Annotated in this window: 29 protein-coding genes; 19 read left to right on the plus strand and 10 right to left on the minus strand. The window is 52.1% G+C overall.

Annotated features, from left to right (window positions below):
- Positions 1-44 precede the first annotated feature (44 nt).
- The 3 genes from nirD to tsgA all read right to left on the minus strand — a co-directional run bounded on the left by nirD (position 45) and on the right by tsgA (position 4,354).
- On the minus strand, positions 45-371 hold the full coding sequence (gene nirD, locus K0778_RS06065; RefSeq protein WP_000084764.1) for a nitrite reductase small subunit NirD: 327 nt from the start codon (positions 369-371) through the stop codon (positions 45-47).
- Positions 368-2,911, minus strand: coding sequence for an NADPH-nitrite reductase large subunit (gene nirB, locus K0778_RS06070; RefSeq protein ID WP_000049208.1), 2,544 nt, complete (start codon positions 2,909-2,911; stop codon positions 368-370). The genes nirD and nirB overlap by 4 nt, the downstream gene beginning before the upstream one ends.
- 261 nt (positions 2,912-3,172) lie before the next feature.
- Positions 3,173-4,354 (minus strand): MFS transporter TsgA, encoded by a 1,182-nt coding sequence (tsgA, locus tag K0778_RS06075; protein ID WP_000185247.1) that lies wholly within the window; start codon positions 4,352-4,354, stop codon positions 3,173-3,175.
- A gap of 270 nt (positions 4,355-4,624) precedes the next feature.
- Between tsgA and ppiA the strand changes: the two genes are divergently transcribed.
- From ppiA to argD, 5 genes are all read left to right on the plus strand, one after another.
- A complete protein-coding gene (gene ppiA / locus K0778_RS06080; protein WP_000477225.1) occupies positions 4,625-5,197 on the plus strand; it encodes a peptidylprolyl isomerase A in 573 nt (190 codons plus the stop codon).
- 104 nt (positions 5,198-5,301) lie between these two features.
- Positions 5,302-5,469, plus strand: coding sequence for a YhfG family protein (locus K0778_RS06085; RefSeq protein WP_000736860.1), 168 nt, complete (start codon positions 5,302-5,304; stop codon positions 5,467-5,469).
- Entirely contained in the window at positions 5,459-6,061 is a 603-nt protein-coding gene (locus K0778_RS06090; protein ID WP_001280624.1) for a putative adenosine monophosphate-protein transferase Fic, read from the plus strand. The genes K0778_RS06085 and K0778_RS06090 overlap by 11 nt, the downstream gene beginning before the upstream one ends.
- 31 nt (positions 6,062-6,092) lie before the next feature.
- A complete protein-coding gene (gene pabA, locus K0778_RS06095) occupies positions 6,093-6,656 on the plus strand; it encodes an aminodeoxychorismate synthase component 2 (protein ID WP_000601847.1) in 564 nt (187 codons plus the stop codon).
- An 85-nt stretch (positions 6,657-6,741) separates the two neighbouring features.
- A complete protein-coding gene (gene argD, locus K0778_RS06100) occupies positions 6,742-7,962 on the plus strand; it encodes a bifunctional acetylornithine/succinyldiaminopimelate transaminase (protein WP_001618902.1) in 1,221 nt (406 codons plus the stop codon).
- Positions 7,963-8,027: 65 nt separating this feature from the next.
- Here argD and K0778_RS06105 read toward each other — a convergent pair whose 3' ends face one another.
- On the minus strand, positions 8,028-10,118 hold the full coding sequence (locus K0778_RS06105) for a YccS/YhfK family putative transporter (protein ID WP_001295162.1): 2,091 nt from the start codon (positions 10,116-10,118) through the stop codon (positions 8,028-8,030).
- 50 nt (positions 10,119-10,168) lie between these two features.
- Positions 10,169-10,801, minus strand: a complete 633-nt coding sequence (gene crp, locus K0778_RS06110; protein ID WP_000242755.1) for a cAMP-activated global transcriptional regulator CRP — start codon at positions 10,799-10,801, stop codon at positions 10,169-10,171.
- Positions 10,802-11,102: 301 nt separating this feature from the next.
- On the opposite strand from crp, the gene K0778_RS06115 reads away from it, so the two are divergent.
- Complete coding sequence (locus K0778_RS06115; protein WP_001148910.1) at positions 11,103-11,507, plus strand: OsmC family protein; 405 nt, start codon at positions 11,103-11,105, stop codon at positions 11,505-11,507.
- Between the two features lie 54 nt (positions 11,508-11,561).
- On the opposite strand, the gene K0778_RS06120 is transcribed toward K0778_RS06115, so the two are convergent.
- Genes K0778_RS06120 through K0778_RS06135 form a run of 4 tightly spaced genes read right to left on the minus strand, consistent with a single transcriptional unit; the run spans position 11,562 to position 15,632 of the window.
- Positions 11,562-12,431, minus strand: coding sequence for a phosphoribulokinase (locus K0778_RS06120; protein ID WP_001274680.1), 870 nt, complete (start codon positions 12,429-12,431; stop codon positions 11,562-11,564).
- 53 nt (positions 12,432-12,484) lie between these two features.
- Positions 12,485-12,703 carry a YheU family protein gene (locus tag K0778_RS06125; RefSeq protein WP_000907085.1) on the minus strand — a complete coding sequence of 73 codons (219 nt, stop codon included), beginning with the start codon at positions 12,701-12,703 and terminating at the stop codon, positions 12,485-12,487.
- A complete protein-coding gene (locus tag K0778_RS06130; RefSeq protein ID WP_000057379.1) occupies positions 12,697-13,719 on the minus strand; it encodes a hydrolase in 1,023 nt (340 codons plus the stop codon). Before K0778_RS06130 ends, K0778_RS06125 begins: the two co-directional genes overlap by 7 nt.
- Positions 13,719-15,632 (minus strand): ABC transporter ATP-binding protein, encoded by a 1,914-nt coding sequence (locus K0778_RS06135; protein ID WP_000634789.1) that lies wholly within the window; start codon positions 15,630-15,632, stop codon positions 13,719-13,721. The genes K0778_RS06130 and K0778_RS06135 overlap by 1 nt, the downstream gene beginning before the upstream one ends.
- 135 nt (positions 15,633-15,767) lie before the next feature.
- Here K0778_RS06135 and kefG point away from each other — a divergent pair, with 135 nt between their 5' ends.
- From kefG to slyD, 4 genes are all read left to right on the plus strand, one after another.
- Entirely contained in the window at positions 15,768-16,319 is a 552-nt protein-coding gene (gene kefG, locus K0778_RS06140) for a glutathione-regulated potassium-efflux system ancillary protein KefG (protein WP_001297514.1), read from the plus strand.
- Positions 16,319-18,124, plus strand: a complete 1,806-nt coding sequence (kefB, locus tag K0778_RS06145) for a glutathione-regulated potassium-efflux system protein KefB (RefSeq protein ID WP_032083481.1) — start codon at positions 16,319-16,321, stop codon at positions 18,122-18,124. The genes kefG and kefB overlap by 1 nt, the downstream gene beginning before the upstream one ends.
- A 9-nt stretch (positions 18,125-18,133) precedes the next feature.
- Positions 18,134-18,334 (plus strand): YheV family putative zinc ribbon protein, encoded by a 201-nt coding sequence (locus K0778_RS06150; RefSeq protein ID WP_001007730.1) that lies wholly within the window; start codon positions 18,134-18,136, stop codon positions 18,332-18,334.
- Positions 18,335-18,428: 94 nt separating this feature from the next.
- Positions 18,429-19,019: a peptidylprolyl isomerase gene (gene slyD, locus K0778_RS06155; protein WP_000861334.1), complete on the plus strand. Its 591-nt coding sequence runs from the start codon at positions 18,429-18,431 to the stop codon at positions 19,017-19,019.
- Between the two features lie 48 nt (positions 19,020-19,067).
- Here the strand turns inward: slyD and K0778_RS06160 are convergent, their stop codons facing one another.
- Positions 19,068-19,286, minus strand: coding sequence for a protein SlyX (locus K0778_RS06160; RefSeq protein WP_001153619.1), 219 nt, complete (start codon positions 19,284-19,286; stop codon positions 19,068-19,070).
- Between the two features lie 220 nt (positions 19,287-19,506).
- On the opposite strand from K0778_RS06160, the gene fkpA reads away from it, so the two are divergent.
- The 9 genes from fkpA to K0778_RS06205 form a co-directional block, all read left to right on the plus strand.
- Positions 19,507-20,319 carry an FKBP-type peptidyl-prolyl cis-trans isomerase gene (fkpA, locus tag K0778_RS06165; protein ID WP_000838261.1) on the plus strand — a complete coding sequence of 271 codons (813 nt, stop codon included), beginning with the start codon at positions 19,507-19,509 and terminating at the stop codon, positions 20,317-20,319.
- 166 nt (positions 20,320-20,485) lie between these two features.
- Positions 20,486-21,208, plus strand: a complete 723-nt coding sequence (locus tag K0778_RS06170) for a transcriptional regulator (RefSeq protein WP_000091466.1) — start codon at positions 20,486-20,488, stop codon at positions 21,206-21,208.
- The gene (gene tusD / locus K0778_RS06175; RefSeq protein WP_001209680.1) at positions 21,208-21,594 is read left to right on the plus strand and encodes a sulfurtransferase complex subunit TusD; all 387 of its coding nucleotides are present in this window, start codon (positions 21,208-21,210) and stop codon (positions 21,592-21,594) included. The genes K0778_RS06170 and tusD overlap by 1 nt, the downstream gene beginning before the upstream one ends.
- Entirely contained in the window at positions 21,594-21,953 is a 360-nt protein-coding gene (gene tusC / locus K0778_RS06180) for a sulfurtransferase complex subunit TusC (protein WP_000820714.1), read from the plus strand. Before tusD ends, tusC begins: the two co-directional genes overlap by 1 nt.
- Before the next feature lie 7 nt (positions 21,954-21,960).
- Positions 21,961-22,248, plus strand: a complete 288-nt coding sequence (gene tusB / locus K0778_RS06185; protein WP_000903373.1) for a sulfurtransferase complex subunit TusB — start codon at positions 21,961-21,963, stop codon at positions 22,246-22,248.
- 125 nt (positions 22,249-22,373) lie between these two features.
- Positions 22,374-22,748, plus strand: a complete 375-nt coding sequence (rpsL, locus tag K0778_RS06190) for a 30S ribosomal protein S12 (protein WP_000246815.1) — start codon at positions 22,374-22,376, stop codon at positions 22,746-22,748.
- 96 nt (positions 22,749-22,844) lie between these two features.
- Positions 22,845-23,315 (plus strand): 30S ribosomal protein S7, encoded by a 471-nt coding sequence (rpsG, locus tag K0778_RS06195; RefSeq protein ID WP_001138043.1) that lies wholly within the window; start codon positions 22,845-22,847, stop codon positions 23,313-23,315.
- 96 nt (positions 23,316-23,411) lie between these two features.
- Entirely contained in the window at positions 23,412-25,526 is a 2,115-nt protein-coding gene (fusA, locus tag K0778_RS06200) for an elongation factor G (protein ID WP_000124700.1), read from the plus strand.
- Positions 25,527-25,596: 70 nt separating this feature from the next.
- Positions 25,597-25,850 (plus strand): GTP-binding protein (locus K0778_RS06205; protein WP_000031671.1); only part of this gene is annotated, 254 nt, incomplete at its 3' end.

Here is a 25,850-nt window from a genome sequence, read left to right on the forward strand (position 1 = left end):
AGGACCATGCAAAAAGGGGAGGCATTGCGCCTCCCGTTAAAACATTAACCGCGCAGCTGCACCACGCCGTCTTTCACTCGCGCTTCGTAATGTTTGACGGAAAACTGTTCGTCTTCCATGCACAAGCCGTCGCTTAAGCGAAAACGCTGTTTTTTCAGCGGGCTGGCGACCCACAGCTCGCCCTGGTGTTCCGCAATCAGTCCGCGTGACAGCACGCTGGACTCGAAGAACGGGTCGATGTTGCTGATCGCAAACACCTGATCGCTGTGATACGGGCGGAAAATCGCGACCTGCTCGTCACCTAACAGCGCGCAGACGCCGGTTTCAGGCAGGATGTCATCGATTTTGCAGATGTCTTTCCACTGGCTCATGCGTTGTCCTCCACCAGAGTTACTGGGATACGTTCATACGGCGTTGCCGGACGGTGCTGTTCGCGCTCTGGCACCATCTGCACGTTCGGGTCACGCTTGTCGCTGTTGATGAAGTGTTTGAAGCGAGTCTGCGCAGACGGCGTATTGACCGTTTCAGTCCACTCACACAGTACCGCTTCACGCAGGCGCGCCATCTCTTCTTCCAGATGTGCGTTCAGCCCCAGTTTGTCGTCAATGATCACTGCTTTCAGGTAATCGATGCCGCCTTCGAGGTTTTCTAACCACGGTGCGGTACGCGTCAGTTTGTCGGCAGTACGGATGTAGAACATCATGAAGCGGTCGAGATATTTGATCAGCGTTTCGCGATCGATATCCGCCGCCAGCAGATCCGCATGACGCGGTTTCATGCCGCCGTTACCGCAAACATACAGGTTCCAGCCTTTTTCAGTGGCGATAATACCCACGTCTTTACCCTGAGCTTCTGAACATTCACGGGTACAGCCGGAGACACCGAACTTCATTTTGTGCGGCGTACGGATGCCTTTGTAGCGGTTTTCCAGTTCCACGCCGAGGCCGACGCTGTCGCCAACGCCGTAGCGGCACCAGGTGCTACCCACGCAGGTTTTCGCCATACGCAGTGCTTTCGCATAGGCATGACCGGTTTCGAAGCCGGCTTCAATCAGCTGACGCCAGATCTCCGGCAGATCGTCTTTCTGTGCGCCAAACATCGCCAGACGCTGGGAGCCAGTGATCTTGGTGTAGAGATTAAATTCACGCGCGATACGACCTACCGCCATCAGCCCTTCCGGGGTGATTTCACCGCCCGGAGAACGCGGGATCACCGAGTAGGTGCCGTCTTTCTGGATGTTAGCGAGGAAGTTGTCGTTAGAATCCTGCAGCGGAGTATGTTCCGGCTTCAGAATGTATTCGTTCCAGCAGGAGGCCAGCAGCGAACCGACGGTTGGTTTACAAACTTCACAACCGTAGCCTTTGCCGTGTTTCGCCAGCAGTTCTTCGAAGGTTTTAATGCCTTCAACGCGGATCAAATGGAACAGTTCCTGACGCGAATAAGCAAAGTGTTCGCACAGGTTGTTGTTAACTTCGATGCCCTGTTTCGCCAGTTCCGCGTTCAGTACCTGAGTGACCAGCGGGATACAGCCACCGCAGCCAGTACCCGCTTTGGTTTCAGCTTTCAGCGCCGCAACTGTGTGGCAGCCTTTGTTGATGGCAGCAATCAGATCACCTTTGGTGACGTCGAAGCAGGAGCAGATTTGCGCGCTGTCCGGCAGTTTATCAACACCGATAGACGGCTTGCCGCTACCCGAGTGTGCTGGCAGGATCAGGGAATCCGGGTTTTCCGGCAGTTCGATAGCGTTCAGCACCAGTTGCAGCAGGTTACCGTAGTCGCTGGTATCGCCCACCAGTACCGCACCGAGCAGGGTTTTGTTGTCTTCGCTGACAATCAGGCGTTTGTAGATCTCTTTACTTTCGTCGAGGTAAACGTAGCTACGTGCGCCAGGCGTGCGACCGTGCGCATCACCAATACCGCCTACGTCTACGCCCAGCAGTTTCAGCTTGGCGCTAAGGTCAGCACCTTCAAAGGCGTTTTCGCTACCGAGAATATGGTCAACGGCGACCTGCGCCATTTTGTAGCCAGGTGCTACCAGACCAAATACACGGTTGTTCCAGCTTGCGCATTCACCGATGGCGTAGATATCCGGATCGGAAGTCTGGCAGGAATCATTAATGACAATCCCCCCACGCGGAGCAACGTCCAGACCACACTGGGTTGCCAGCTTATCGCGCGGACGGATACCGGTAGAGAAGACGATAAAGTCGACTTCCAGTTCGCTGCCGTCGGCAAAACGCATGGTTTTACGCGCTTCGACACCTTCCTGCACAATCTCAAGGGTGTTTTTGCTGGTGTGAACGCGCACGCCCATACTTTCGATTTTGCGACGCAGCTGCTCGCCACCCATCTGATCAAGCTGTTCCGCCATCAGCATAGGGGCAAATTCGATAACGTGGGTTTCAATACCTAAGTTTTTCAGCGCGCCAGCGGCTTCCAGACCTAACAGGCCGCCACCAACAACGGCACCGCGTTTGCTGCGACGGGCGCAGGATTCAATGGCGTTGAGGTCTTCAATGGTGCGATAGACAAAGCAGTCCTGAGTATCAGAACCTTTGATTGGCGGGATCCACGGGTAGGAACCGGTTGCCATGATCAGCTTGTCATAAAAAACGGTACGTCCGGCGCTGGAGTGAATCACCTTCTCCTGACGGTTGATGGTGATAGCGCGTTCGCCGACCAGAACTTTGATGCCGTGTTTCTCGTAGAAGCCTTCGCGCACCAGCGACAGCTCTTCGGCGGTGTGGTGAGAGAAGTAAGACGAGAGGTGTACGCGGTCATAAGCGATGCGCGGTTCTTCACAGAAAACGGTAATATCAAAGTTGGCCGCATCAGATTTATCAAGAAGATCTTCGATAAAGCGATGGCCGACCATACCGTTACCGATAATTGCGAGTCTGACTTTGCTCATTTTTGCCTCGATTTCTTTTCTATTACCGCCTACCTTAACGATTCAGCAACCCCGCTTATTGATGTAAATCAAATTCACCTTTATATACTCCTTAAGGGGTATATTGCTGATTTGTATAAATTTTCTTAAGTCACGGAATTGTCTGATATTTCATGTTTGTGCAAAAAATAGACAAAATGAACGGGTTTATAGAAATAGATGCACGTAGCGGGGGAAGAGAGGAAAAGGCCGGACGACGATAGTGCCGTCCGGCATTAGCAATTAATGAGAGGTCAGGGTGTTATGCTGACGGTGACGGCTGACGAAACCTAACAGGAAGCACATCACAAAGACGACAGCGTACAGACCGTTTGCTGTAAGCAGTGCCGCCTGCGGACCGCTATGTTCAACAATCGGGCCGGTAACCACAAAGGTCAACATAGTACCGATGGTTCCGCAGGTCAGGACAAAGTTAACCAGTTTTGGCGACGGTACTTTGGTCTGCTGTGAACCCAGGGTGATGATGGTGGTATAGATCGCGCTGGAGAAGAAGCCCAGAGCGAGAATTGACCACGCCATATGTGCTGGTGTTCCGGTGTTAAAGACGTACATCAGAATCGCAGCCAGACCAGCCAGTACGGTCAGAATGCGTTGCAAATCAAAGAAGCGAAGAATAAAGCTGAACGCCCACATGCCGACCATGTATGACATCCAGAAGTTACTCACCAGCGTGCCCGCGTCGTTCAGGCTCATGCCCAGGCCTTTGGCATACTCAGGCACCCAGGAGATAAAACCTAACTGACCGAGGATGTAGCACAGCGCCGCAACAGAGAGAAACAGTACGCCGATCCCCCACTTTTCTTTCTCTACCGGAGCATCCGTTTTTGGCGCATGTTTGCCCAGCGCCGGGAACTCACAGCCGAAGGTCAGAATAAAAATAGCGACATACACCAGCCCGATGCAGGCATAAACCCAGTACCACTCAATGCTGCGCGCCAGTAGAAACGCGGCGATCATTGGGAAAATCATCCCAGCCATACTGAAGAAGGAGTCGGTAAATAACAGGCGGGAACCGCGCTGACGCCCTTCATACATTTGTGTTACCAGGAATGTACCAATCGACATGGTGATGCCGCTGACCACCCCGAGAATGAACATCGCCGCCGAGAACAGCGCCAGGCTGTGGCTGAACATCAAACCGGCAACCGCCAGCACCATCAGGAGAAAGCCAAAACGTAACTGCGTTTTCAACGGGACGATTTCCATCAGCCAGGCGTTGAGGAAGATAGAGATTAAAATGCCGGCGTTGAGGAAGGTGAAGGTGTTACTCATACTGGAAACAGGCAGATTGAAATAATCGGCGATATTTCCCATCACCATCCCGGTGACAATAACCAACGCACCAGTCAGTGCGTAGGAGAGAAAGCTAATCCATGTGAGCTTGATGCGATTGCTGTTAGTCATGATTGGCCTGCGTTCAAAAATAAAATGGCATAGCGGGATATGCCGCGAGCGGGCGATTTTAGGTGATTTTGTGATCTGTTTAAATGTTTTATTGCAATCGGTTGCTAAATTGCATTTTAAGAGGTGATTTTGATCACGGAATAAAAAGTGATCGTCAGGTTACATATATTTCAGATACGTAAAATTAGGTAAAGGGATGGCCTTGTTCTTGAAGGCTATTTAGAATCTCTTCACTTGCTTTTTTTCTGCTCTGTTTGTTAAGGAAATCTCATGTTCAAATCGACCCTGGCGGCGATGGCTGCTGTTTTCGCTCTTTCTGCTCTTTCTCCCGCAGCAATGGCAGCGAAAGGGGACCCGCACGTATTGTTGACAACCTCAGCTGGTAACATCGAACTGGAGCTGGATAAACAAAAAGCGCCAGTGTCTGTGCAAAACTTTGTCGATTATGTGAACAGCGGTTTTTATAACAACACTACCTTTCACCGCGTCATTCCTGGCTTTATGATTCAGGGCGGCGGTTTCACCGAGCAGATGCAGCAGAAAAAACCAAACCCGCCAATCAAAAATGAAGCCGATAACGGCCTGCGCAACACGCGTGGCACCATCGCGATGGCACGTACCGCTGACAAAGACAGCGCCACCAGCCAGTTCTTTATCAACGTTGCCGATAACGCCTTCCTTGACCATGGTCAGCGTGATTTCGGTTACGCGGTATTTGGTAAAGTGGTGAAAGGCATGGACGTTGCCGATAAGATTTCCCAGGTGCCGACTCATGACGTTGGTCCGTACCAGAATGTGCCGTCAAAACCGGTAGTTATCCTTTCCGCTAAAGTCCTGCCGTAATGATTTTTCGCGCGGGCAATCTTGCCCGCGCTTCTGCTCTCCCGGCGTAACCCGGATTTGCCGCTTATACTTGTGGCAAATGGACACGTTCAGGGAGGCATCAAGTGAAGAAACTCACCGATAAGCAAAAGTCCCGTCTCTGGGAGCTTCAGCGTAATCGTAATTTCCAGGCCAGTCGCCGTCTTGAAGGCGTCGAGATGCCTTTAGTCACTCTTACTGCCGCAGAGGCTTTAGCGCGCCTTGAAGAGCTGAGGAGGCACTATGAGCGATAAATTCGGCGAAGGGCGCGATCCGTATCTTTATCCTGGCCTTGATATCATGCGTAACCGGCTGAACATCCACCAGCAGCAGCGGCTGGAACAGGCCGCTTACGAAATGACGGCGCTGCGTGCTGCGACCATTGAGCTTGGTCCGCTGGTGCGCGGTTTACCGCATTTGCGCACTATCCATCGCCAGCTGTATCAGGATATTTTCGACTGGGCGGGGCAACTGCGTGAAGTTGATATTTATCAGGGTGATACGCCGTTCTGCCACTTTGCTTATATCGAAAAAGAGGGCAATGCCCTGATGCAGGATCTGGAGGAAGAAGGTTATCTGGTTGGCCTGGAGAAAGCGAAGTTCGTCGAGCGGCTGGCGCATTACTATTGTGAAATCAACGTGCTGCATCCCTTCCGGGTGGGAAGTGGTCTGGCACAGCGGATCTTCTTCGAGCAACTGGCGATTCATGCCGGATATCAACTGAGCTGGCAGGGTATCGAAAAAGAAGCCTGGAATCAGGCAAATCAGAGTGGGGCAATGGGGGATCTCACCGCGCTGCAGATGATATTTAGCAAAGTGGTAAGCGAAGCCGGGGAATCTGAGTAAAATAGCGTGGTTCTTTCGTACCGGAGCCGCCATGATCCTGCTTATAGATAACTACGATTCTTTTACCTGGAACCTCTACCAGTACTTTTGTGAACTGGGGGCGGATGTGCTGGTTAAGCGCAACGATGCGTTGACGCTGGCGGATATCGACGCCCTTAAACCACAAAAAATTGTCATCTCACCTGGCCCCTGTACGCCAGATGAAGCCGGGATCTCCCTTGACGTTATTCGCCACTATGCCGGGCGCTTGCCGATTCTTGGCGTCTGCCTCGGTCATCAGGCAATGGCGCAGGCATTTGGCGGTAAAGTTGTGCGCGCCGCAAAGGTCATGCACGGCAAAACCTCGCCGATTACACATAACGGTGAGGGCGTATTTCGGGGGCTGGCAAATCCACTTACCGTGACACGCTACCATTCGCTGGTGGTGGAACCTGACTCATTACCAGCGTGCTTTGACGTGACGGCCTGGAGCGAAACCCGCGAGATTATGGGGATTCGCCATCGCCAGTGGGATCTGGAAGGTGTGCAGTTCCATCCAGAAAGTATTCTTAGCGAACAAGGACATCAACTGCTGGCTAATTTCCTGCATCGCTGATTTCTGATTGCCATTTAGTGATTTTTTATGCATATTTTGTGGTTATAATTTCACATTTGTTTATGCGTAACAGGGTGATCATGAGATGGCAATTGAACAAACAGCAATTACACGCGCGACTTTCGATGAAGTGATCCTGCCGATTTATGCTCCGGCAGAGTTTATTCCGGTAAAAGGTCAGGGCAGCCGAATCTGGGATCAGCAAGGCAAGGAGTATGTCGATTTCGCGGGTGGCATTGCAGTTACGGCGTTGGGCCATTGCCATCCTGCGCTGGTGAACGCGTTAAAAACCCAGGGCGAAACTCTGTGGCATATCAGTAACGTTTTCACCAATGAACCGGCGCTGCGTCTTGGGCGCAAACTGATTGAGGCGACGTTTGCCGAACGCGTGGTGTTTATGAACTCCGGCACGGAAGCTAACGAAACCGCCTTTAAACTGGCACGCCATTACGCCTGTGTGCGTCATAGCCCGTTCAAAACCAAAATTATTGCCTTCCATAACGCTTTTCATGGTCGCTCGCTGTTTACCGTTTCGGTGGGTGGGCAGCCAAAATATTCCGACGGCTTTGGGCCGAAACCGGCAGACATCATCCACGTTCCCTTTAACGATCTCCATGCAGTGAAAGCGGTGATGGATGATCACACCTGTGCGGTGGTGGTTGAGCCGATCCAGGGCGAGGGCGGTGTGACGGCAGCGACGCCAGAGTTTTTGCAGGGCTTGCGCGAGCTGTGCGATCAACATCAGGCATTATTGGTGTTTGATGAAGTGCAGTGCGGGATGGGGCGGACTGGCGATTTGTTTGCTTACATGTACTACGGTGTGACGCCGGATATTCTGACTTCTGCGAAAGCGTTAGGCGGCGGCTTCCCGATTAGCGCCATGCTGACCACGGCGGAAATTGCTTCTGCGTTTCATCCTGGTTCTCACGGTTCCACCTACGGCGGTAATCCTCTGGCCTGTGCAGTAGCGGGCGCGGCGTTTGATATCATCAATACCCCTGAAGTGCTGGAAGGCATTCAGGCGAAACGCCAGCGTTTTGTTGACCATTTGCAGAAGATCGATCAGCAGTACGATGTGTTTAGCGATATTCGCGGTATGGGGCTGTTAATTGGCGCGGAGCTGAAACCACACTACAAAGGTCGGGCGCGTGATTTCCTGTATGCGGGTGCAGAGGTTGGCGTAATGGTGCTGAATGCCGGACCGGATGTGATGCGTTTTGCACCGTCGCTGGTGGTGGAAGATGCGGATATCGATGAAGGGATGCAACGTTTCGCCCACGCGGTGGCGAAGGTGATTGGGGCGTAAATAAGACGCATCAGGCAAAAGATGTGGATGCGGCGTGAATGCCTTATCCGATGGTTTAACCTGTATTACGCCTTCGAATCCCGCAACTTGCGACTCAGCCAAATCCCGTGATGCGGTCGCTGACGCCATGCCATCGACGAAATGGTGTGCATGGTGTTCAGATGACCAATAACCCGCTGTAAATGCTGCTCCAGCGTACCTGCCGCGCCTTCGTGCGGCTGCATCTCCGGCGCATCCATGATATTGGCATCGCCAGAACTACCCGGTTCGTCATACTCCAGTCGCTGCTGACAACGCTGAATGGCGATTTCACAAGACTGTAAATACTCTTGTGCCAGTTCAGGTGGCAATGCCCGGTGTTCCCGCGCCAGCGTGGTCATGGCATTAATATGCTCAACAATAAACTGGCTGTGCGTTACCCACAGTTTCATATCTGCCAGATAATGGCTGTTAAACGCCGGTTCCTGCATCGCCTGATTCAATGAGTTATACAGAGTGTTATGTGCCTGATTTACCCGCATTCGCTGCCAGGCCAGTGGCGTAGGTTGCGGATCCTCGCTAAGAATCAAGCGAATCGCTTCCTGATAGGCTTCTAAAGCGTCATGGGCGTTTTTACGCAATAACCCGCTCTGCCACTGCGGCCACAGCCAGACAGTACCGCCGAAAGCAATTAAACAACCAATAATGGTATCGATAAGACGCGGAAGGATGTATTGCTCGCCGTTCAACCACAATAGTTGCAGGGTATACACTGCGGTAATAGTAAAACCGACCGTCGCCCAGCCGTAGTTTTTGCGCAATATCAGGTAGCTGGCGAGGGTGGTAATCAGCATCAACGTCAGGGTGTAACCTTCGGGAATTTTAAAGTGCAGCGCCACGCCCGCAATGATTAACCCGACCACGGTTCCCACGGAGCGATTCACAATCCTCAGACGGGTTGCGCCATAGCCATTTTGTGTCACCAGCAATACCGTCATCAGGATCCAGTACGACTTCGGCAGATGCAGCGCGGTGCCCATCAGGCTGGCAACGCTTAACATCACACTGAGTCGTCCGGCATTGCGTAGCGCCGGAGACTTTAGTGACAGATAACTTTTCAGCGCCGGAAGTAATGGCATTCGCCGCTGTTTATCGGCCAGTAAGTCACGGGCATAGAGCGGTTTTTGGGTGCGCAGCACGCGGGCGATGCGGCTGAAATGCCAGTAGCAGAATTGCCCAACCGGATTATCCGGATGCTGGCGGGCGATTTTTTCCAGTGCGCCAATTTGCTTTTCCATCGTAAAACGCGTTGGCAGGCGATGGTAAAGAATGTCATCAGCCAGCACGCGCAGGCGAGCGGCGACGGTTTGCGCATTCCAGCGGATAACTTCTTCCGCATGGCTACGCTCGACCAGCTTTTGCACCTCTTCCGGCTGATGCAAACTGACCGAAATATGTTCCTGTAAATCCAGCGCCTCCTGGAAAATACGCAGCATCCGCTTGTAGTCAGTATTATTTTGCGCGGAAAGCATATGCATTTGCTGATAGCACTGGGTAATTAGATCGACCGCTTTTTGCTGGCGCACCAGCAGCGGCGGCAGCGCTTTTTCAGGGTCGGTGTGCTGGGTAAGCAGGCTGTATTTGGCTTCACAATAATCTGCCAGTTCACGGTACAGCAGACTTAGTGACTCGCGCAGCGGTTGTTCGCGCCAGATCCAGAACCAAAACCAGTTAAACAATCCGTACCAGAGAGTGCCCAACGCATAGATGAGCAACGGTTCCCAGACCGGCATGTATCCCGCCAAACTGAGGGTAAAAATGGCGGCGAGCAGCGATGCAGGAAGCAATTTTGCGTGCAATGGCCCCAGCTCAGCAGTGACGCCAAGTACCAGCGTTAATCCGGTCAGCAAAAAGGGCAGGGGAACATCTTTTGCCAGTAGTAGCTGTGTCAGCAAGCTACAGGTGGCAAACAGCGACGCACCAATGATTAAGCGTTTGAAAAAACGTTTATGAGGCGTATCAAGGCCCGCAATATTGCAACAGGCAGGAACGAGGGAGAAGAGCAGACCGAATCGTAATTCGCCAAGCATTAACCCAACGGCCACGGGCAAACATAGCACCAGCGTTTGTCGAAGTGCATAGTTGATATCGGGGTGATAAATCAGTCTGCGCCACATCGGGGGAAACAAAATGGCGCGCTACCAGGTAACGCGCCACTCCGACGGGATTAACGAGTGCCGTAAACGACGATGGTTTTACCGTGTGCGGAGATCAGGTTCTGATCTTCCAGCATCTTCAGAATGCGTCCCACGGTTTCACGAGAACAGCCGACAATCTGACCAATTTCCTGACGGGTAATTTTGATTTGCATACCGTCCGGGTGAGTCATAGCGTCTGGTTGTTTTGCCAGATTCAGCAGAGTCTGTGCAATGCGGCCCGTCACGTCGAGGAACGCCAGGTTGCCCACTTTCTCTGAAGTGACTTGCAGACGACGCGCCATCTGTGCAGACAAACGCATCAGAATGTCCGGGTTTACCTGAATCAATTGGCGAAATTTTTTGTACGAAATTTCAGCCACTTCACAGGCGGTTTTCGCACGTACCCATGCGCTACGTTCCTGGCCCTCTTCAAACAGGCCCAGTTCGCCAATAAAATCACCCTGATTCAGATAGGAGAGGATCATTTCTTTACCCTCTTCGTCTTTGATCAGCACTGCCACAGAGCCTTTAACGATGTAGTACAGCGTTTCCGCTTTTTCACCCTGGTGAATAAGCGTGCTCTTGGATGGGTACTTATGAATGTGGCAATGAGACAAGAACCATTCGAGAGTCGGGTCTGTTTGCGGTTTGCCAAGCACCATGCGCGGTTATCCTCTGTTATAAGCTTTCTCCAGAGCCAGATAACGCCGCTGTCTCTGGATTGCCGAAATATGCTTCCCGCTACCTGGGAAGGGGCTATCAACTGTACTGCACGGTAATGTGACGTCCTTTGCATACATGCAGTACATCAATGTATTACTGTAGCATCCTGACTGTTTTAGCATAGCTTTCGCTTTGTGTCTCCTGGTGTCTCGCTTCAGCATGACCCAGGTCGCCTTCCGTTGCGCGATTTGGTTAGTACGCGTACTCTGTCAGGAAAATTGACGCAGTGGAGTAGCAAAAATGCAAGCGCGAGTGAAGTGGGTCGAAGGGTTAACTTTTCTGGGCGAATCTGCCTCTGGTCACCAGATTTTAATGGACGGCAACTCAGGCGATAAAGCACCAAGTCCGATGGAAATGGTGTTGATGGCGGCGGGTGGTTGCAGTGCCATCGATGTGGTTTCGATCCTGCAAAAAGGGCGTCAGGATGTGGTCGATTGTGAAGTAAAATTGACCTCTGAACGCCGCGAAGAGGCACCACGCCTGTTTACGCACATTAATCTGCATTTTATCGTCACCGGTCGCGACCTGAAAGACGCAGCGGTTGCGCGTGCGGTTGATCTCTCTGCCGAGAAATATTGTTCAGTGGCGTTGATGCTGGAAAAAGCGGTGAATATTACTCACTCGTATGAAGTGGTTGGCGCGTGATTTAACTATCCCGTTGTGAAGCCGGATAGTATTTTATCCGGCGTAATAGCAGAGTTACTCGATTTTCTTTCCTTCCATCAATCGTTGCACCAGCGGCAGCATAATTAATTCCATTGCCAGACCCATTTTGCCGCCCGGTACCACTAACGTATTGATGTGGGAAATGAATGAGCCTTGCAACATCGCCAGCAGCCAGGGGAAATCGATCCCTTCCAGATTACGAAAATGGATCACCACAAAGCTTTCATCGAGCGACGGGATACCTTTTGCCGCGAACGGGTTTGAAGTGTCGACGGTGGGAACGCGCTGGAAGTTAAGATGGGTGCGGGAAAACTGCGGTGTGATGTAGTTGATATAGTCTTCCATTGAACGCACTACTGAGTCCATCACTGCTTCTCGTGAGTGCCCGCGCTCGCTGGTGTCGCGGATCAGTTTTTGAATCCACTCAAGGTTAACGATAGGCACCACGCCGACCAGTAAGTCCACATGCTGCGCAACGTTATGCTGTGGCGTGACTACGCCGCCGTGTAAACCTTCATAAAACAGTACATCAGTGGGTTCCGGTAAAGGTTGCCAGGGGGTGAATGTCCCCGGTACCTGATTCCACGGTACGGCTTCGTCGTAGGTATGCAGATATTTGCGAGATTTCCCTTTGCCGCTCTGACCGTATTCAATGAAGGTTTGTTCCAGCAGGCCGAAGTCGTTAGCCTCGGGGCCGAAGTAGCTGATATGCCGCCCGGCGTCGCGCGCTTTGCGGATCGCCATGTCCATTTCCGGGCGGGTGTAACGGTGAAAACTGTCGCCTTCCACCTCAGCTGCATGCAGATTTAACTGCGCGAATATTTTACGAAACGCGAGGCTGGTGGTGGTGGTCCCCGCGCCGCTGGATCCTGTTACCGCAATGACCGGATGTTTGGCAGACATAGTAACTCCATGACTTAGCTATCATTATTATCTCGTCCGCCGACGGTTGCAGGTTATTCGCGAAACTGACTGCGCGGCATAATATTGACCGTTTCGTGCAGCTCCGACCATACCAGCACCGCTTCTCCGCACTGTAGCTGGCGTTTGACGTCGGCGACTTTCTGTTCAAGTGTACGCTCATGTTCACCATAATCGGTGCCTTCACGTAACACAAAGCTTTCAATTAAATTTTCCAGCGTTTCGGGGGAGAGGTCTTGCCACGGAATCAACATGATTTCGCCTCCAGATACGTTGTTAACCAGTCAGGAATGCGTGACTCCAGCCACATTTGCGGATGAAGTAATGTACCGCCAATAAAGCCAACATGACCGCCATGTTCAGTCAGTTGATACTCCACCTGCGGGGGGAGACTTTCCGGTTTCGGGATCACCTGATGATCCATAAACGGATCGTCTTTGGCGTGAATAATCAGCGTCGGTTTGGCGATCCGGTTCAGCATCGGCATGGCGCTACACTGACGATAATAGTCGATAGCGTCAGCGTAGCCGTGAATTCTGGCGGTGATGAGATCGTCAAATTCACGGATGCGACGTACCGATTTTAACTGCGCGAGATTAATCGGCAGTGTTCCGGGGTAGGCTGCCAGCTTGCGCGCGGCATTGGCTTTTAACAGGTTCAGCAAGTAACGCTGATAAACGCGGGAAAAGCCCTTTTCCATATGATAGCTACAGGCTTCCAGCATAAACGGCGCAGAGACAATCACCGCCGCATCAACCGGGAGATCATTGCCTTCCTTTGCCAGCAAACAGGCCAGCATATTACCGCCGAGCGAATAGCCGACGGCAGCCGTTGGCGCATGACCAAATTCGCGTTGCAGCCAGCGTAAAAACCAACTGGCGTCTTCGGTTTCGCCCGAATGGTAAATGCGGTGCATACGGTTTGGTTCACCGCTGCATCCGCGAAAATGCATCACCACGCCCAGCCAGCCGCGCTTTTGCGCCGCCTCAACCAGACCGTGGGCGTAAGGGCTATTGAGACTGCCTTCCAGCCCGTGAAATACCACTAAACGCGGTTTATGCCGCGCCTGTGCTGGGGCTTCACTCCACGCGAGATCGACAAAATCGCCGTCGGGCAACTCCAGCCGCTGCCAGTACGGGGTGAATTTCACCTTGCGACGAAACAGACGCGGCAGCATGGTTTGCAGATGACAATTGCTAAAGCCGCGCATAGGGGTGAATTCAGCACTGCTGCTGAATTCATTGGCATCGGTCGTCGTTATCTGCGCCATCAGTTGCTTTGGCCTTCCAGCAACATCTGCTCAAGCTGCTCCTGGGCTTCCAGCCATGCCATTTCGCACTCTTCCAGGCCGGATTTGGCGCTGGCTTGCTGTTGCAGGCAGGCGGTCAACTCCGCTTTACGGCTCTGGTCATACAGTTCGCTGTCGCCGAGTTTCTCTTCTGCCTGCGCCAGTTGCGCGTTCAGCTTCTCCATCTCTTTTTCCAGACGGGCAATCTCTTTACGCAGTGGCTGGGTTTGCGCACGCAACTCCGCTTCCCGACGCTTCTGATCTTTACGTGCCTGGGCGCTGTTCGCGTTCTCTTTTGGCGCTTCGTCGGCCTGGTTTTCCTGCTTTTGTACGTCGCTCAACCACTGTTGATAATCTTCCAGATCGCCGTCGAACGGTTCGACTTTACGATCGTGAACCAGGTAGAGATCGTCAGTGGTGGAACGCAGCAAATGACGGTCGTGCGAAACGACAACCAGCGCGCCTTCGAACTCGATTAATGCTTCGGTGAGTGCCTGACGCATGTCGAGGTCAAGGTGGTTAGTCGGTTCGTCGAGCAGCAGCAGATTCGGACGCTGCCAGACGATTAATGCCAGTACCAGGCGGGCTTTTTCCCCACCGGAGAAGCGGCGCGTTTCTTCGGTTACTTTATCGCCCTGGAAACCAAAGCCGCCGAGGTAGTCACGCAGTTTTTGCTCCAGCTCCTGCGGCGCTAAACGTGCCAGATGTTGAATAGGCGATTCGTCGGCGCGCAAGTATTCAAGTTGATGCTGGGCGAAGTAGCCGAGCTTGATCCCTTTCGCCAGACCAATTTCACCGCTGACTGGCGCAAGTTCACCGGCTAACAGTTTGATTAATGTCGATTTACCTGCGCCGTTGCGGCCTAGCAGACCAATGCGCGAGCCGGGGACCAGGTTCAGTTTAATCGAGTCGAGAATAATGCGATCGCCATAGCCCGCGCTGACTTTTTCCATCTTCAGTAACGGATTTGGCAGGCTTTCCGGCGCGCGGAAGCTAAAGCGGAACGGGTTGTCGACGTGCGCGGGGGCAATCAGCTCCATACGCTCGAGCATCTTAATGCGGCTCTGGGCCTGCTTCGCTTTGGTGGCTTTGGCACGGAAACGGTCGATATAACTTTGCAGATGCGCTACGCGTTCCTGCTGGCTTTCGTACATCGCTTGTTGCTGCGCCAGACGGGTGGCGCGCTGTACTTCAAACGAACTGTAGTTGCCGGTGTACTCGAACATGCTTTGTTGTTCGATATGAATAATTTTATCGACGATCGGATCGAGGAAGTCGCGGTCGTGAGAGATCAGGATCAGCGTGCCCTGATAGCTCTTCAGCCATTTTTCCAGCCAGATAACGGCATCGAGATCGAGGTGGTTAGTCGGTTCGTCGAGCAGCAGCAAGTCTGAACGGCAAATCAGCGCCTGGGCAAGGTTAAGACGCATACGCCAGCCACCGGAGAAATCACTTACCGGGCGCTCCAGTTGTTCATTGCTGAAACCGAGGCCGTGCAGCAGGCTGGCGGCACGGGAGCGAATACTCCATGCGTCAATAGCATCCAGCTTGCCATGAATGGTCGCAATGGCGTGCCCGTCGTTACGTTCGTTGGCGTCGTGTAGCTGCGCTTCCAGTTGACGATATTCACGGTCTCCGTCAATGACATATTCCAGCGCCGCTTGCGGTAACGCCGGCGTTTCCTGATTCACCCACGCCAGTTGCCAGCTTCCCGGAAAGGTGTAGCTGCCGCCGTCGGCGCTGATTTCATTTTTCAGCAATGCCAGCAGGGTAGATTTACCACAGCCGTTTTTACCCACCAGGCCGACTTTCTGCCCGGGGTTGATGGTGGCGGTGGCATTATCCAGCAGGACGCGCACGCCGCGACGAATTTGTAACGAGGAGAAAACAATCATAAGGCGCCGTATGTTCAGACTATGTTAACTTATCATTATGATAATGTAATGTAATGTATGGGCGAGCTGCCGCACCGGGCGCAATGGTAGCCCAAAACAGCGACTATACACAAAAACCATACCGGGAGGGGGATGATGTCTCAGCCAGCGAAAGTTTTGCTGCTGTATGCCCATCCGGAATCTCAGGACTCGGTGGCAAACCGGGTGCTGCTTAAACCGGCTACGCAGCTCAGCAATGTTACCGTGCACGACCTTTACGCGCACTATCCCGATTTTTTTATTGATATCCCCCGTGAGCAGGCATTACTGCGCGAGCACGAGGTGATTGTCTTTCAGCATCCTCTTTATACCTATAGCTGCCCGGCGCTACTGAAAGAGTGGCTGGACCGGGTATTAAGCCGTGGTTTTGCCAGCGGGCCAGGAGGAAACCAACTGGCGGGAAAGTACTGGCGTAGCGTGATTACCACCGGCGAGCCGGAAAGTGCTTACCGTTATGACGCATTGAATCGCTACCCGATGAGCGATGTTCTGCGCCCCTTTGAACTGGCGGCGGGCATGTGCCGGATGCATTGGTTAAGTCCCATCATTATTTACTGGGCGAGACGGCAAAGCGCACAGGAGCTGGCGAGCCACGCCAGAGCCTACGGTGACTGGCTGGCAAATCCGCTGTCTCCAGGAGGCCGCTGATGGAAGGTTCCGATTTTTTACTTGCAGGAGTGCTGTTTCTCTTCGCGGCGGTGGCTGCGGTGCCGTTGGCATCGCGGCTGGGTATTGGCGCTGTGTTGGGATATTTGCTGGCAGGGATTGCAATTGGCCTGTGGGGGCTGGGGTTTATTAGCGACGTCGATGAGATCCTCCACTTTTCGGAACTCGGCGTGGTGTTCCTGATGTTTATCATCGGCCTTGAGTTGAATCCCTCCAAGCTTTGGCAACTGCGGCGTTCGATTTTTGGCGTAGGCGCGGCACAGGTGCTGTTAAGCGCGGCGTTGCTGGCGGGATTATTGATGCTGACGGATTTCGCCTGGCAGGCGGCGGTGGTCGGTGGCATTGGCCTTGCGATGTCTTCAACTGCAATGGCGTTGCAATTGATGCGTGAGAAAGGGATGAATCGCAGCGAATCCGGGCAGCTAGGTTTTTCGGTTCTGCTGTTTCAGGATCTGGCGGTGATCCCGGCACTGGCGTTAGTGCCGTTGTTGGCGGGTTCGGCAGACGAAAATTTCGACTGGATGAAGATCGGCATGAAGGTGCTGGCGTTTGTCGGCATGCTGATTGGCGGGCGCTATTTATTGCGTCCGGTATTCCGTTTTATTGCAGCTTCTGGCGTGCGGGAAGTGTTCACCGCCGCGACGCTGCTGCTGGTATTGGGTTCCGCATTGTTTATGGATGCGCTGGGGCTGTCGATGGCGCTCGGTACGTTTATTGCGGGCGTGCTGCTGGCGGAAAGTGAATATCGCCATGAACTGGAAACGGCTATCGATCCCTTCAAAGGCTTGCTGCTCGGTTTGTTCTTTATCTCTGTCGGCATGTCGCTCAATCTCGGGGTGCTTTATACCCATCTGTTGTGGGTAGTGATAAGCGTGGTTGTGCTGGTGGCGGTGAAAATTCTCGTGTTGTATCTGCTGGCGCGATTGTATGGCGTGCGTAGCTCAGAGCGGATGCAGTTTGCTGGCGTGTTGAGTCAGGGCGGCGAGTTTGCCTTTGTCCTCTTTTCTACCGCTTCTTCGCAACGCTTATTCCAGGGCGACCAGATGGCGCTGTTGCTGGTGACGGTGACGCTTTCCATGATGACCACGCCGTTGCTGATGAAGCTGGTGGATAAATGGCTATCCCGCCAGTTTAACGGACCGGAAGAAGAAGACGAAAAACCGTGGGTCAACGATGATAAACCCCAGGTCATTGTCGTGGGCTTCGGGCGTTTTGGTCAGGTGATTGGTCGTTTGCTGATGGCAAATAAAATGCGCATTACCGTGCTGGAGCGGGATATCAGCGCCGTTAACCTGATGCGTAAATACGGCTACAAAGTTTATTACGGCGACGCCACGCAGGTCGATCTTTTACGTTCTGCGGGTGCAGAGGCCGCTGAGTCTATCGTGATCACCTGTAACGAACCGGAAGACACCATGAAGCTGGTGGAAATATGCCAGCAGCACTTTCCGCATTTGCATATTCTTGCGCGAGCGCGCGGACGTGTGGAAGCGCATGAGTTATTACAGGCAGGGGTGACGCAGTTTTCCCGTGAAACATTCTCCAGTGCGTTAGAGCTGGGGCGCAAGACGCTGGTCACGCTTGGCATGCATCCGCATCAGGCGCAGCGGGCGCAACTGCATTTTCGCCGCCTGGATATGCGGATGCTGCGAGAGCTCATCCCAATGCATGCCGATACTGTACAAATTTCTCGCGCCAGGGAAGCCCGACGCGAACTGGAAGAGATTTTCCAGCGTGAAATGCAACAAGAACGACGCCAGCTGGACGGCTGGGATGAATTTGAGTAGAGGGTAAAGATGGCAATCCGAAAACGTTTTATTGCGGGCGCAAAATGCCCGGCCTGTCAGGCACAGGATTCAATGGCGATGTGGCGCGAAAATAATATTGATATTGTTGAATGCGTTAAGTGCGGACATCAGATGCGAGAAGCAGACAAAGAAGCCCGCGATCACGTTCGCAAAGATGAGCAAGTGATCGGGATTTTTCATCCGGACTAGCGATATGCGCCGAGTTTTTTTAAGCTAGTGAGTACACGGCTGCAGAATTCCGCTACAATCTGCGCCACTATTCTTCCCATGCTCAGGAGATATCATGAAAGTAGCAAAAGACCTGGTGGTCAGCCTGGCCTATCAGGTACGTACAGAAGACGGTGTGTTGGTTGATGAGTCTCCGGTGAGTGCGCCGCTGGACTACCTGCATGGTCACGGTTCCCTGATCTCTGGCCTGGAAACGGCGCTGGAAGGTCATGAAGTTGGCGACAAATTTGATGTCGCTGTTGGCGCGAACGACGCTTACGGTCAGTACGACGAAAACCTGGTGCAACGTGTTCCTAAAGACGTATTTATGGGCGTTGATGAACTGCAGGTAGGTATGCGTTTCCTGGCTGAAACCGACCAGGGTCCGGTACCGGTTGAAATCACTGCGGTTGAAGACGATCACGTAGTGGTTGATGGTAACCACATGCTGGCCGGTCAGAACCTGAAATTCAACGTTGAGGTTGTGGCGATTCGTGAAGCGACCGAAGAAGAACTGGCTCATGGTCACGTTCACGGCGCGCACGATCATCACCACGATCACGACCACGACGGTTGCTGCGGCGGTCATGGCCACGATCACGGTCATGAACACGGTGGCGAAGGTTGCTGTGGCGGTAAAGGCAACGGCGGTTGTGGTTGCCACTAATACCGAAAAGGTGACAAAAAAGCGGGGAATCCCCGCTTTTTTTACGCCTCAATAATGTGGCGGTGGCGTTTCCTCAGCCTGCGACGCGATGTTCGACGGCTGGCTGGCTTTTAACTTCTCGGTCAGCAGACGCAGATGATCGCGCAGTTTCGCCATCTCCATTTCATGAGCGGTCACCGTGACGTTCAGTTCTTCAATGGTGATTTCCTGAAAAGCCAGTCGGCTCTCCAGCTCTGCCAGGCGTGTTTCCAATGATAAATCCTGCATGATTCACCTCTTTTGTCGAATGGTCGCCGCGGATTCTACTTAACTTTGCTGCCCGAGACAGCACTCATTTCGCGGTCATCGAAACTAATTTAAACAAAAAGAGTCTGAAAATAGATGATAATAGGGCGTGTCTGTATGTAGATTTGTTCGACAACGCTTTATAGTACCCTTCTGATAATAGTTAACCCTGGGGTGAGATGCCCCGATCCTGGAGATATGGATGAAATCACTGTTTAAAGTAACGCTGCTGGCGACCACAATGGCCGTTGCCCTGCATGCACCAATCACTTTTGCTGCTGAAGCTGCAAAACCTGCTACAACTGCTGACAGCAAAGCAGCGTTCAAAAATGACGATCAGAAATCAGCTTATGCACTGGGTGCCTCGCTGGGTCGTTACATGGAAAACTCTCTAAAAGAACAAGAAAAACTGGGCATCAAACTGGATAAAGATCAGCTGATCGCTGGTGTTCAGGATGCATTTGCTGATAAGAGCAAACTCTCCGACCAAGAGATCGAACAGACTCTGCAAGCATTCGAAGCTCGCGTGAAGTCTTCTGCTCAGGCGAAGATGGAAAAAGACGCGGCTGATAACGAAGCAAAAGGTAAAGAGTACCGCGAGAAATTTGCCAAAGAGAAAGGTGTGAAAACCTCTTCAACTGGTCTGGTTTATCAGGTAGTAGAAGCCGGTAAAGGCGAAGCACCGAAAGACAGCGATACTGTTGTAGTGAACTACAAAGGTACGCTGATCGACGGTAAAGAGTTCGACAACTCTTACACCCGTGGTGAACCGCTTTCTTTCCGTCTGGACGGTGTTATCCCGGGTTGGACAGAAGGTCTGAAGAACATCAAGAAAGGCGGTAAGATCAAACTGGTTATTCCACCAGAACTGGCTTACGGCAAAGCGGGTGTTCCGGGGATCCCACCGAATTCTACCCTGGTGTTTGACGTAGAGCTGCTGGATGTGAAACCAGCGCCGAAGGCTGATGCAAAGCCGGAAGCTGATGCGAAAGCCGCAGATTCTGCTAAAAAATAAGCATTAAGAACCGCCGCCTGACCAGGCGGCGGTTTTTTTATTACAGGCCGGATATAATTAGTGCTGGAAAGCGGAACCTCCGCTGTATTAATTTAATTACCCGCATCATTAATGAGCCTGCCCTGAAAAGTTAACGACAGGCTCCTGAAAAGGAGTGTTTTTTTTCATGTCCAGGTCGCTTTTAACCAACGAAACCAGTGAGTTGGATTTACTGGATCAACGTCCTTTCGACCAGACCGATTTTGATATTCTGAAATCCTACGAAGCGGTGGTGGACGGGTTAGCGATGCTTATTGGCTCCCACTGTGAAATCGTTTTGCACTCTTTGCAGGATCTAAAATGTTCAGCCATTCGCATTGCTAACGGTGAACATACAGGCCGGAAGATTGGTTCGCCAATTACTGACCTGGCGCTACGTATGCTGCACGATATGACGGGAGCGGATAGCAGCGTTTCTAAATGCTACTTTACTCGCGCCAAAAGCGGCGTATTAATGAAGTCCCTGACTATCGCGATTCGTAACCGCGAACAGCGTGTAATTGGTCTGCTGTGCATCAATATGAATCTTGATGTTCCCTTCTCGCAGATTATGAGCACCTTTGTGCCGCCAGAAACCCCGGATGTCGGTTCAAGCGTCAACTTTGCCTCTTCTGTTGAAGATCTGGTTACCCAAACGCTGGAGTTCACCATCGAAGAAGTGAATGCCGATCGCAATGTTTCTAATAACGCCAAAAATCGTCAGATCGTGCTGAATCTCTACGAGAAAGGGATCTTCGATATTAAAGATGCGATCAACCAGGTTGCTGACCGCCTGAACATCTCCAAACACACTGTCTATCTCTACATCCGCCAGTTCAAGAGCGGTGATTTCCAGGGGCAAGATAAGTAATGCGTTTTGCCATCGTGGTGACCGGGCCAGCATACGGTACGCAACAGGCGAGTAGTGCTTTTCAGTTTGCGCAGGCGCTGATAGCAGATGGCCATGAGTTAAGCAGCGTCTTTTTCTATCGGGAAGGGGTCTATAACGCTAACCAATTGACCTCTCCGGCAAGTGACGAATTTGACCTCGTACGGGCCTGGCAACAACTGAATGCGCAACATGGTGTGGCGCTGAATATCTGCGTAGCGGCAGCATTACGCCGTGGCGTTGTTGATGAAACGGAGGCCGGAAGACTGGGGCTGGCTTCGTCAAACCTTCAGCAGGGATTTACCTTAAGCGGACTTGGGGCGCTGGCGGAAGCCTCGCTGACCTGTGACAGGGTGGTACAGTTCTGATGAAACGAATTGCGTTTGTTTTTTCTACTGCACCTCATGGTACAGCCGCAGGCCGGGAAGGTTTAGATGCTTTACTGGCAACTTCCGCATTAACTGACGATCTGGCTGTCTTCTTTATAGCTGATGGCGTTTTTCAGCTGCTGCCAGGACAAAAGCCCGATGCAGTGCTGGCGCGTGATTACATTGCCACTTTTAAATTGTTGGGTCTGTACGACATTGAACAGTGCTGGGTTTGTGCGGCTTCACTGCGCGAACGCGGGTTAGATCCGCAGACACCCTTTGTTGTCGAAGCCACGCCGCTCGAAGCAGATGCCTTACGCCGCGAACTCGCCAACTACGATGTTATTTTGAGGTTTTGAGGCGTTTATGCTGCACACATTACATCGCTCACCCTGGCTGACGGATTTTGCTGCGCTGCTGCGTCTGCTCAGTGAAGGAGACGAACTGCTATTATTGCAAGATGGCGTAACTGCCGCAGTTGACGGTAACCGCTACCTTGAAAGTCTGCGTAATGCCCCCATTAAGGTCTATGCCCTGAACGAAGACCTTATTGCCCGCGGTTTGACTGGTCAAATTTCGAACGACATCATTCTCATTGACTATACTGATTTCGTCAGACTTACGGTTAAGCACCCCAGCCAGATGGCCTGGTGATGGCGGGATCGTTGTATATTTCTTGACACCTTTTCGGCATCGCCCTAAAATTCGGCGTCCTCATATTGTGTGAGGACGTTTTATTACGTGTTTACGAAGCAAAAGCTAAAACCAGGAGCTATTTAATGGCAACAGTTAACCAGCTGGTACGCAAACCACGTGCTCGCAAAGTTGCGAAAAGCAACGTGCCTGCGCTGGAAGCATGCCCGCAAAAACGTGGCGTATGTACTCGTGTATATACTACCACTCCTAAAAAACCGAACTCCGCGCTGCGTAAAGTATGCCGTGTTCGTCTGACTAACGGTTTCGAAGTGACTTCCTACATCGGTGGTGAAGGTCACAACCTGCAGGAGCACTCCGTGATCCTGATCCGTGGCGGTCGTGTTAAAGACCTCCCGGGTGTTCGTTACCACACCGTACGTGGTGCGCTTGACTGCTCCGGCGTTAAAGACCGTAAGCAGGCTCGTTCCAAGTATGGCGTGAAGCGTCCTAAGGCTTAATGGTTCTCCGTTAAGTAAGGCCAAACGTTTTAACTTAAATGTCAAACTAAACTCGTAGAGTTTTGGACAATCCTGAATTAACAACGGAGTATTTCCATGCCACGTCGTCGCGTCATTGGTCAGCGTAAAATTCTGCCGGATCCGAAGTTCGGATCAGAACTGCTGGCTAAATTTGTAAATATCCTGATGGTAGATGGTAAAAAATCTACTGCTGAATCTATCGTATACAGCGCGCTGGAGACCCTGGCTCAGCGCTCTGGTAAATCTGAACTGGAAGCATTCGAAGTAGCTCTCGAAAACGTGCGCCCGACTGTAGAAGTTAAGTCTCGCCGCGTTGGTGGTTCTACTTATCAGGTACCAGTTGAAGTCCGTCCGGTTCGTCGTAATGCTCTGGCAATGCGTTGGATCGTTGAAGCTGCTCGTAAACGCGGTGATAAATCCATGGCTCTGCGCCTGGCGAACGAACTTTCTGATGCTGCAGAAAACAAAGGTACTGCAGTTAAGAAACGTGAAGACGTTCACCGTATGGCCGAAGCCAACAAGGCGTTCGCACACTACCGTTGGTAATCCCTTCGGAGTTTTAGTCACCAGGCGGGCGCTTCCAGTAAGCAGCCCGCTTTGGGCTACTTAAATTGAACGCCTAAAAGATAAACGAGGAAACAAATGGCTCGTACAACACCCATCGCACGCTACCGTAACATCGGTATCAGTGCGCACATCGACGCCGGTAAAACCACTACTACCGAACGTATTCTGTTCTACACCGGTGTAAACCATAAAATCGGTGAAGTTCATGACGGCGCTGCAACCATGGACTGGATGGAGCAGGAGCAGGAACGTGGTATTACCATCACTTCCGCTGCGACTACTGCATTCTGGTCTGGTATGGCTAAGCAGTATGAGCCGCATCGCATCAACATCATCGACACCCCGGGGCACGTTGACTTCACAATCGAAGTAGAACGTTCCATGCGTGTTCTCGATGGTGCGGTAATGGTTTACTGCGCAGTTGGTGGTGTTCAGCCGCAGTCTGAAACCGTATGGCGTCAGGCAAACAAATATAAAGTTCCGCGCATTGCGTTCGTTAACAAAATGGACCGCATGGGTGCGAACTTCCTGAAAGTTGTTAACCAGATCAAAACCCGTCTGGGCGCGAACCCGGTTCCGCTGCAGCTGGCGATTGGTGCTGAAGAACATTTCACCGGTGTTGTTGACCTGGTGAAAATGAAAGCTATCAACTGGAACGACGCTGACCAGGGCGTAACCTTCGAATACGAAGATATCCCGGCAGACATGGTTGAACTGGCTAACGAATGGCACCAGAACCTGATCGAATCCGCAGCTGAAGCTTCTGAAGAGCTGATGGAAAAATACCTGGGTGGTGAAGAACTGACTGAAGCAGAAATCAAAGGTGCTCTGCGTCAGCGCGTTCTGAACAACGAAATCATCCTGGTAACCTGTGGTTCTGCGTTCAAGAACAAAGGTGTTCAGGCGATGCTGGATGCGGTAATTGATTACCTGCCATCCCCGGTTGACGTACCTGCGATCAACGGTATCCTGGACGACGGTAAAGACACTCCGGCTGAACGTCACGCAAGTGATGACGAGCCGTTCTCTGCACTGGCGTTCAAAATCGCTACCGACCCGTTTGTTGGTAACCTGACCTTCTTCCGTGTTTACTCCGGTGTGGTTAACTCTGGTGATACCGTACTGAACTCCGTGAAAGCTGCACGTGAGCGTTTCGGTCGTATCGTTCAGATGCACGCTAACAAACGTGAAGAGATCAAAGAAGTTCGCGCGGGCGACATCGCTGCTGCTATCGGTCTGAAAGACGTAACCACTGGTGACACCCTGTGTGACCCGGATGCGCCGATCATTCTGGAACGTATGGAATTCCCTGAGCCGGTAATCTCCATCGCAGTTGAACCGAAAACCAAAGCTGACCAGGAAAAAATGGGTCTGGCTCTGGGCCGTCTGGCTAAAGAAGACCCGTCTTTCCGTGTATGGACTGACGAAGAATCTAACCAGACCATCATCGCGGGTATGGGCGAACTGCACCTCGACATCATCGTTGACCGTATGAAGCGTGAATTCAACGTTGAAGCGAACGTAGGTAAACCGCAGGTTGCTTACCGTGAAACTATCCGCCAGAAAGTTACCGATGTTGAAGGTAAACACGCGAAACAGTCTGGTGGTCGTGGTCAGTATGGTCATGTTGTTATCGACATGTACCCGCTGGAGCCGGGTTCAAACCCGAAAGGCTACGAGTTCATCAACGACATTAAAGGTGGTGTAATCCCTGGCGAATACATCCCGGCCGTTGATAAAGGTATCCAGGAACAGCTGAAAGCAGGTCCGCTGGCAGGCTACCCGGTAGTAGACATGGGTATTCGTCTGCACTTCGGTTCTTACCATGACGTTGACTCCTCTGAACTGGCGTTTAAACTGGCTGCTTCTATCGCCTTTAAAGAAGGCTTTAAGAAAGCGAAACCAGTTCTGCTTGAGCCGATCATGAAGGTTGAAGTAGAAACTCCGGAAGAGAACACCGGTGACGTTATCGGTGACTTGAGCCGTCGTCGTGGTATGCTCAAAGGTCAGGAATCTGAAGTTACTGGCGTTAAGATCCACGCTGAAGTACCGCTGTCTGAAATGTTCGGATACGCAACTCAGCTGCGTTCTCTGACCAAAGGTCGTGCATCATACACTATGGAATTCCTGAAGTATGATGAAGCGCCGAGTAACGTTGCTCAGGCCGTAATTGAAGCCCGTGGTAAATAAGCCTAAGGGTTAATACCAAAGTCCCGTGCTCTCTCCTGAAGGGGAGAGCACTATAGTAAGGAATATAGCCGTGTCTAAAGAAAAATTTGAACGTACAAAACCGCACGTTAACGTTGGTACTATCGGCCACGTTGACCACGGTAAAACTACTCTGACCGCTGCAATCACCACCGTACTGGCTAAAACCTACGGCGGTGCTGCTCGTGCATTCGACCAGATCGATAACGCGCCGGAAGAAAAAGCTCGTGGTATCACCATCAACACTTCTCACGTTGAATACGACACCCCGACCCGTCACTACGCACACGTAGACTGCCCGGGGCA

This window comes from Escherichia sp. XD33 (genome assembly GCF_019375075.1).
Lineage (GTDB): Bacteria > Pseudomonadota > Gammaproteobacteria > Enterobacterales > Enterobacteriaceae > Enterobacter > Enterobacter flexneri_A.

Coding starts and splice junctions, on each gene's coding strand:
- nirD (WP_000084764.1), bottom strand. CDS start 371: ATGAGCCAGTGGAAAGACATCTGCAAAATCGATGACATCCTGCCTGAA.
- nirB (WP_000049208.1), bottom strand. CDS start 2,911: ATGAGCAAAGTCAGACTCGCAATTATCGGTAACGGTATGGTCGGCCAT.
- tsgA (WP_000185247.1), bottom strand. CDS start 4,354: ATGACTAACAGCAATCGCATCAAGCTCACATGGATTAGCTTTCTCTCC.
- ppiA (WP_000477225.1), top strand. CDS start 4,625: ATGTTCAAATCGACCCTGGCGGCGATGGCTGCTGTTTTCGCTCTTTCT.
- K0778_RS06090 (WP_001280624.1), top strand. CDS start 5,459: ATGAGCGATAAATTCGGCGAAGGGCGCGATCCGTATCTTTATCCTGGC.
- pabA (WP_000601847.1), top strand. CDS start 6,093: ATGATCCTGCTTATAGATAACTACGATTCTTTTACCTGGAACCTCTAC.
- argD (WP_001618902.1), top strand. CDS start 6,742: ATGGCAATTGAACAAACAGCAATTACACGCGCGACTTTCGATGAAGTG.
- K0778_RS06105 (WP_001295162.1), bottom strand. CDS start 10,118: ATGTGGCGCAGACTGATTTATCACCCCGATATCAACTATGCACTTCGA.
- crp (WP_000242755.1), bottom strand. CDS start 10,801: ATGGTGCTTGGCAAACCGCAAACAGACCCGACTCTCGAATGGTTCTTG.
- K0778_RS06115 (WP_001148910.1), top strand. CDS start 11,103: ATGCAAGCGCGAGTGAAGTGGGTCGAAGGGTTAACTTTTCTGGGCGAA.
- K0778_RS06120 (WP_001274680.1), bottom strand. CDS start 12,431: ATGTCTGCCAAACATCCGGTCATTGCGGTAACAGGATCCAGCGGCGCG.
- K0778_RS06125 (WP_000907085.1), bottom strand. CDS start 12,703: ATGTTGATTCCGTGGCAAGACCTCTCCCCCGAAACGCTGGAAAATTTA.
- K0778_RS06130 (WP_000057379.1), bottom strand. CDS start 13,719: ATGGCGCAGATAACGACGACCGATGCCAATGAATTCAGCAGCAGTGCT.
- K0778_RS06135 (WP_000634789.1), bottom strand. CDS start 15,632: ATGATTGTTTTCTCCTCGTTACAAATTCGTCGCGGCGTGCGCGTCCTG.
- kefG (WP_001297514.1), top strand. CDS start 15,768: ATGTCTCAGCCAGCGAAAGTTTTGCTGCTGTATGCCCATCCGGAATCT.
- kefB (WP_032083481.1), top strand. CDS start 16,319: ATGGAAGGTTCCGATTTTTTACTTGCAGGAGTGCTGTTTCTCTTCGCG.
- K0778_RS06150 (WP_001007730.1), top strand. CDS start 18,134: ATGGCAATCCGAAAACGTTTTATTGCGGGCGCAAAATGCCCGGCCTGT.
- slyD (WP_000861334.1), top strand. CDS start 18,429: ATGAAAGTAGCAAAAGACCTGGTGGTCAGCCTGGCCTATCAGGTACGT.
- K0778_RS06160 (WP_001153619.1), bottom strand. CDS start 19,286: ATGCAGGATTTATCATTGGAAACACGCCTGGCAGAGCTGGAGAGCCGA.
- fkpA (WP_000838261.1), top strand. CDS start 19,507: ATGAAATCACTGTTTAAAGTAACGCTGCTGGCGACCACAATGGCCGTT.
- K0778_RS06170 (WP_000091466.1), top strand. CDS start 20,486: ATGTCCAGGTCGCTTTTAACCAACGAAACCAGTGAGTTGGATTTACTG.
- tusD (WP_001209680.1), top strand. CDS start 21,208: ATGCGTTTTGCCATCGTGGTGACCGGGCCAGCATACGGTACGCAACAG.
- tusC (WP_000820714.1), top strand. CDS start 21,594: ATGAAACGAATTGCGTTTGTTTTTTCTACTGCACCTCATGGTACAGCC.
- tusB (WP_000903373.1), top strand. CDS start 21,961: ATGCTGCACACATTACATCGCTCACCCTGGCTGACGGATTTTGCTGCG.
- rpsL (WP_000246815.1), top strand. CDS start 22,374: ATGGCAACAGTTAACCAGCTGGTACGCAAACCACGTGCTCGCAAAGTT.
- rpsG (WP_001138043.1), top strand. CDS start 22,845: ATGCCACGTCGTCGCGTCATTGGTCAGCGTAAAATTCTGCCGGATCCG.
- fusA (WP_000124700.1), top strand. CDS start 23,412: ATGGCTCGTACAACACCCATCGCACGCTACCGTAACATCGGTATCAGT.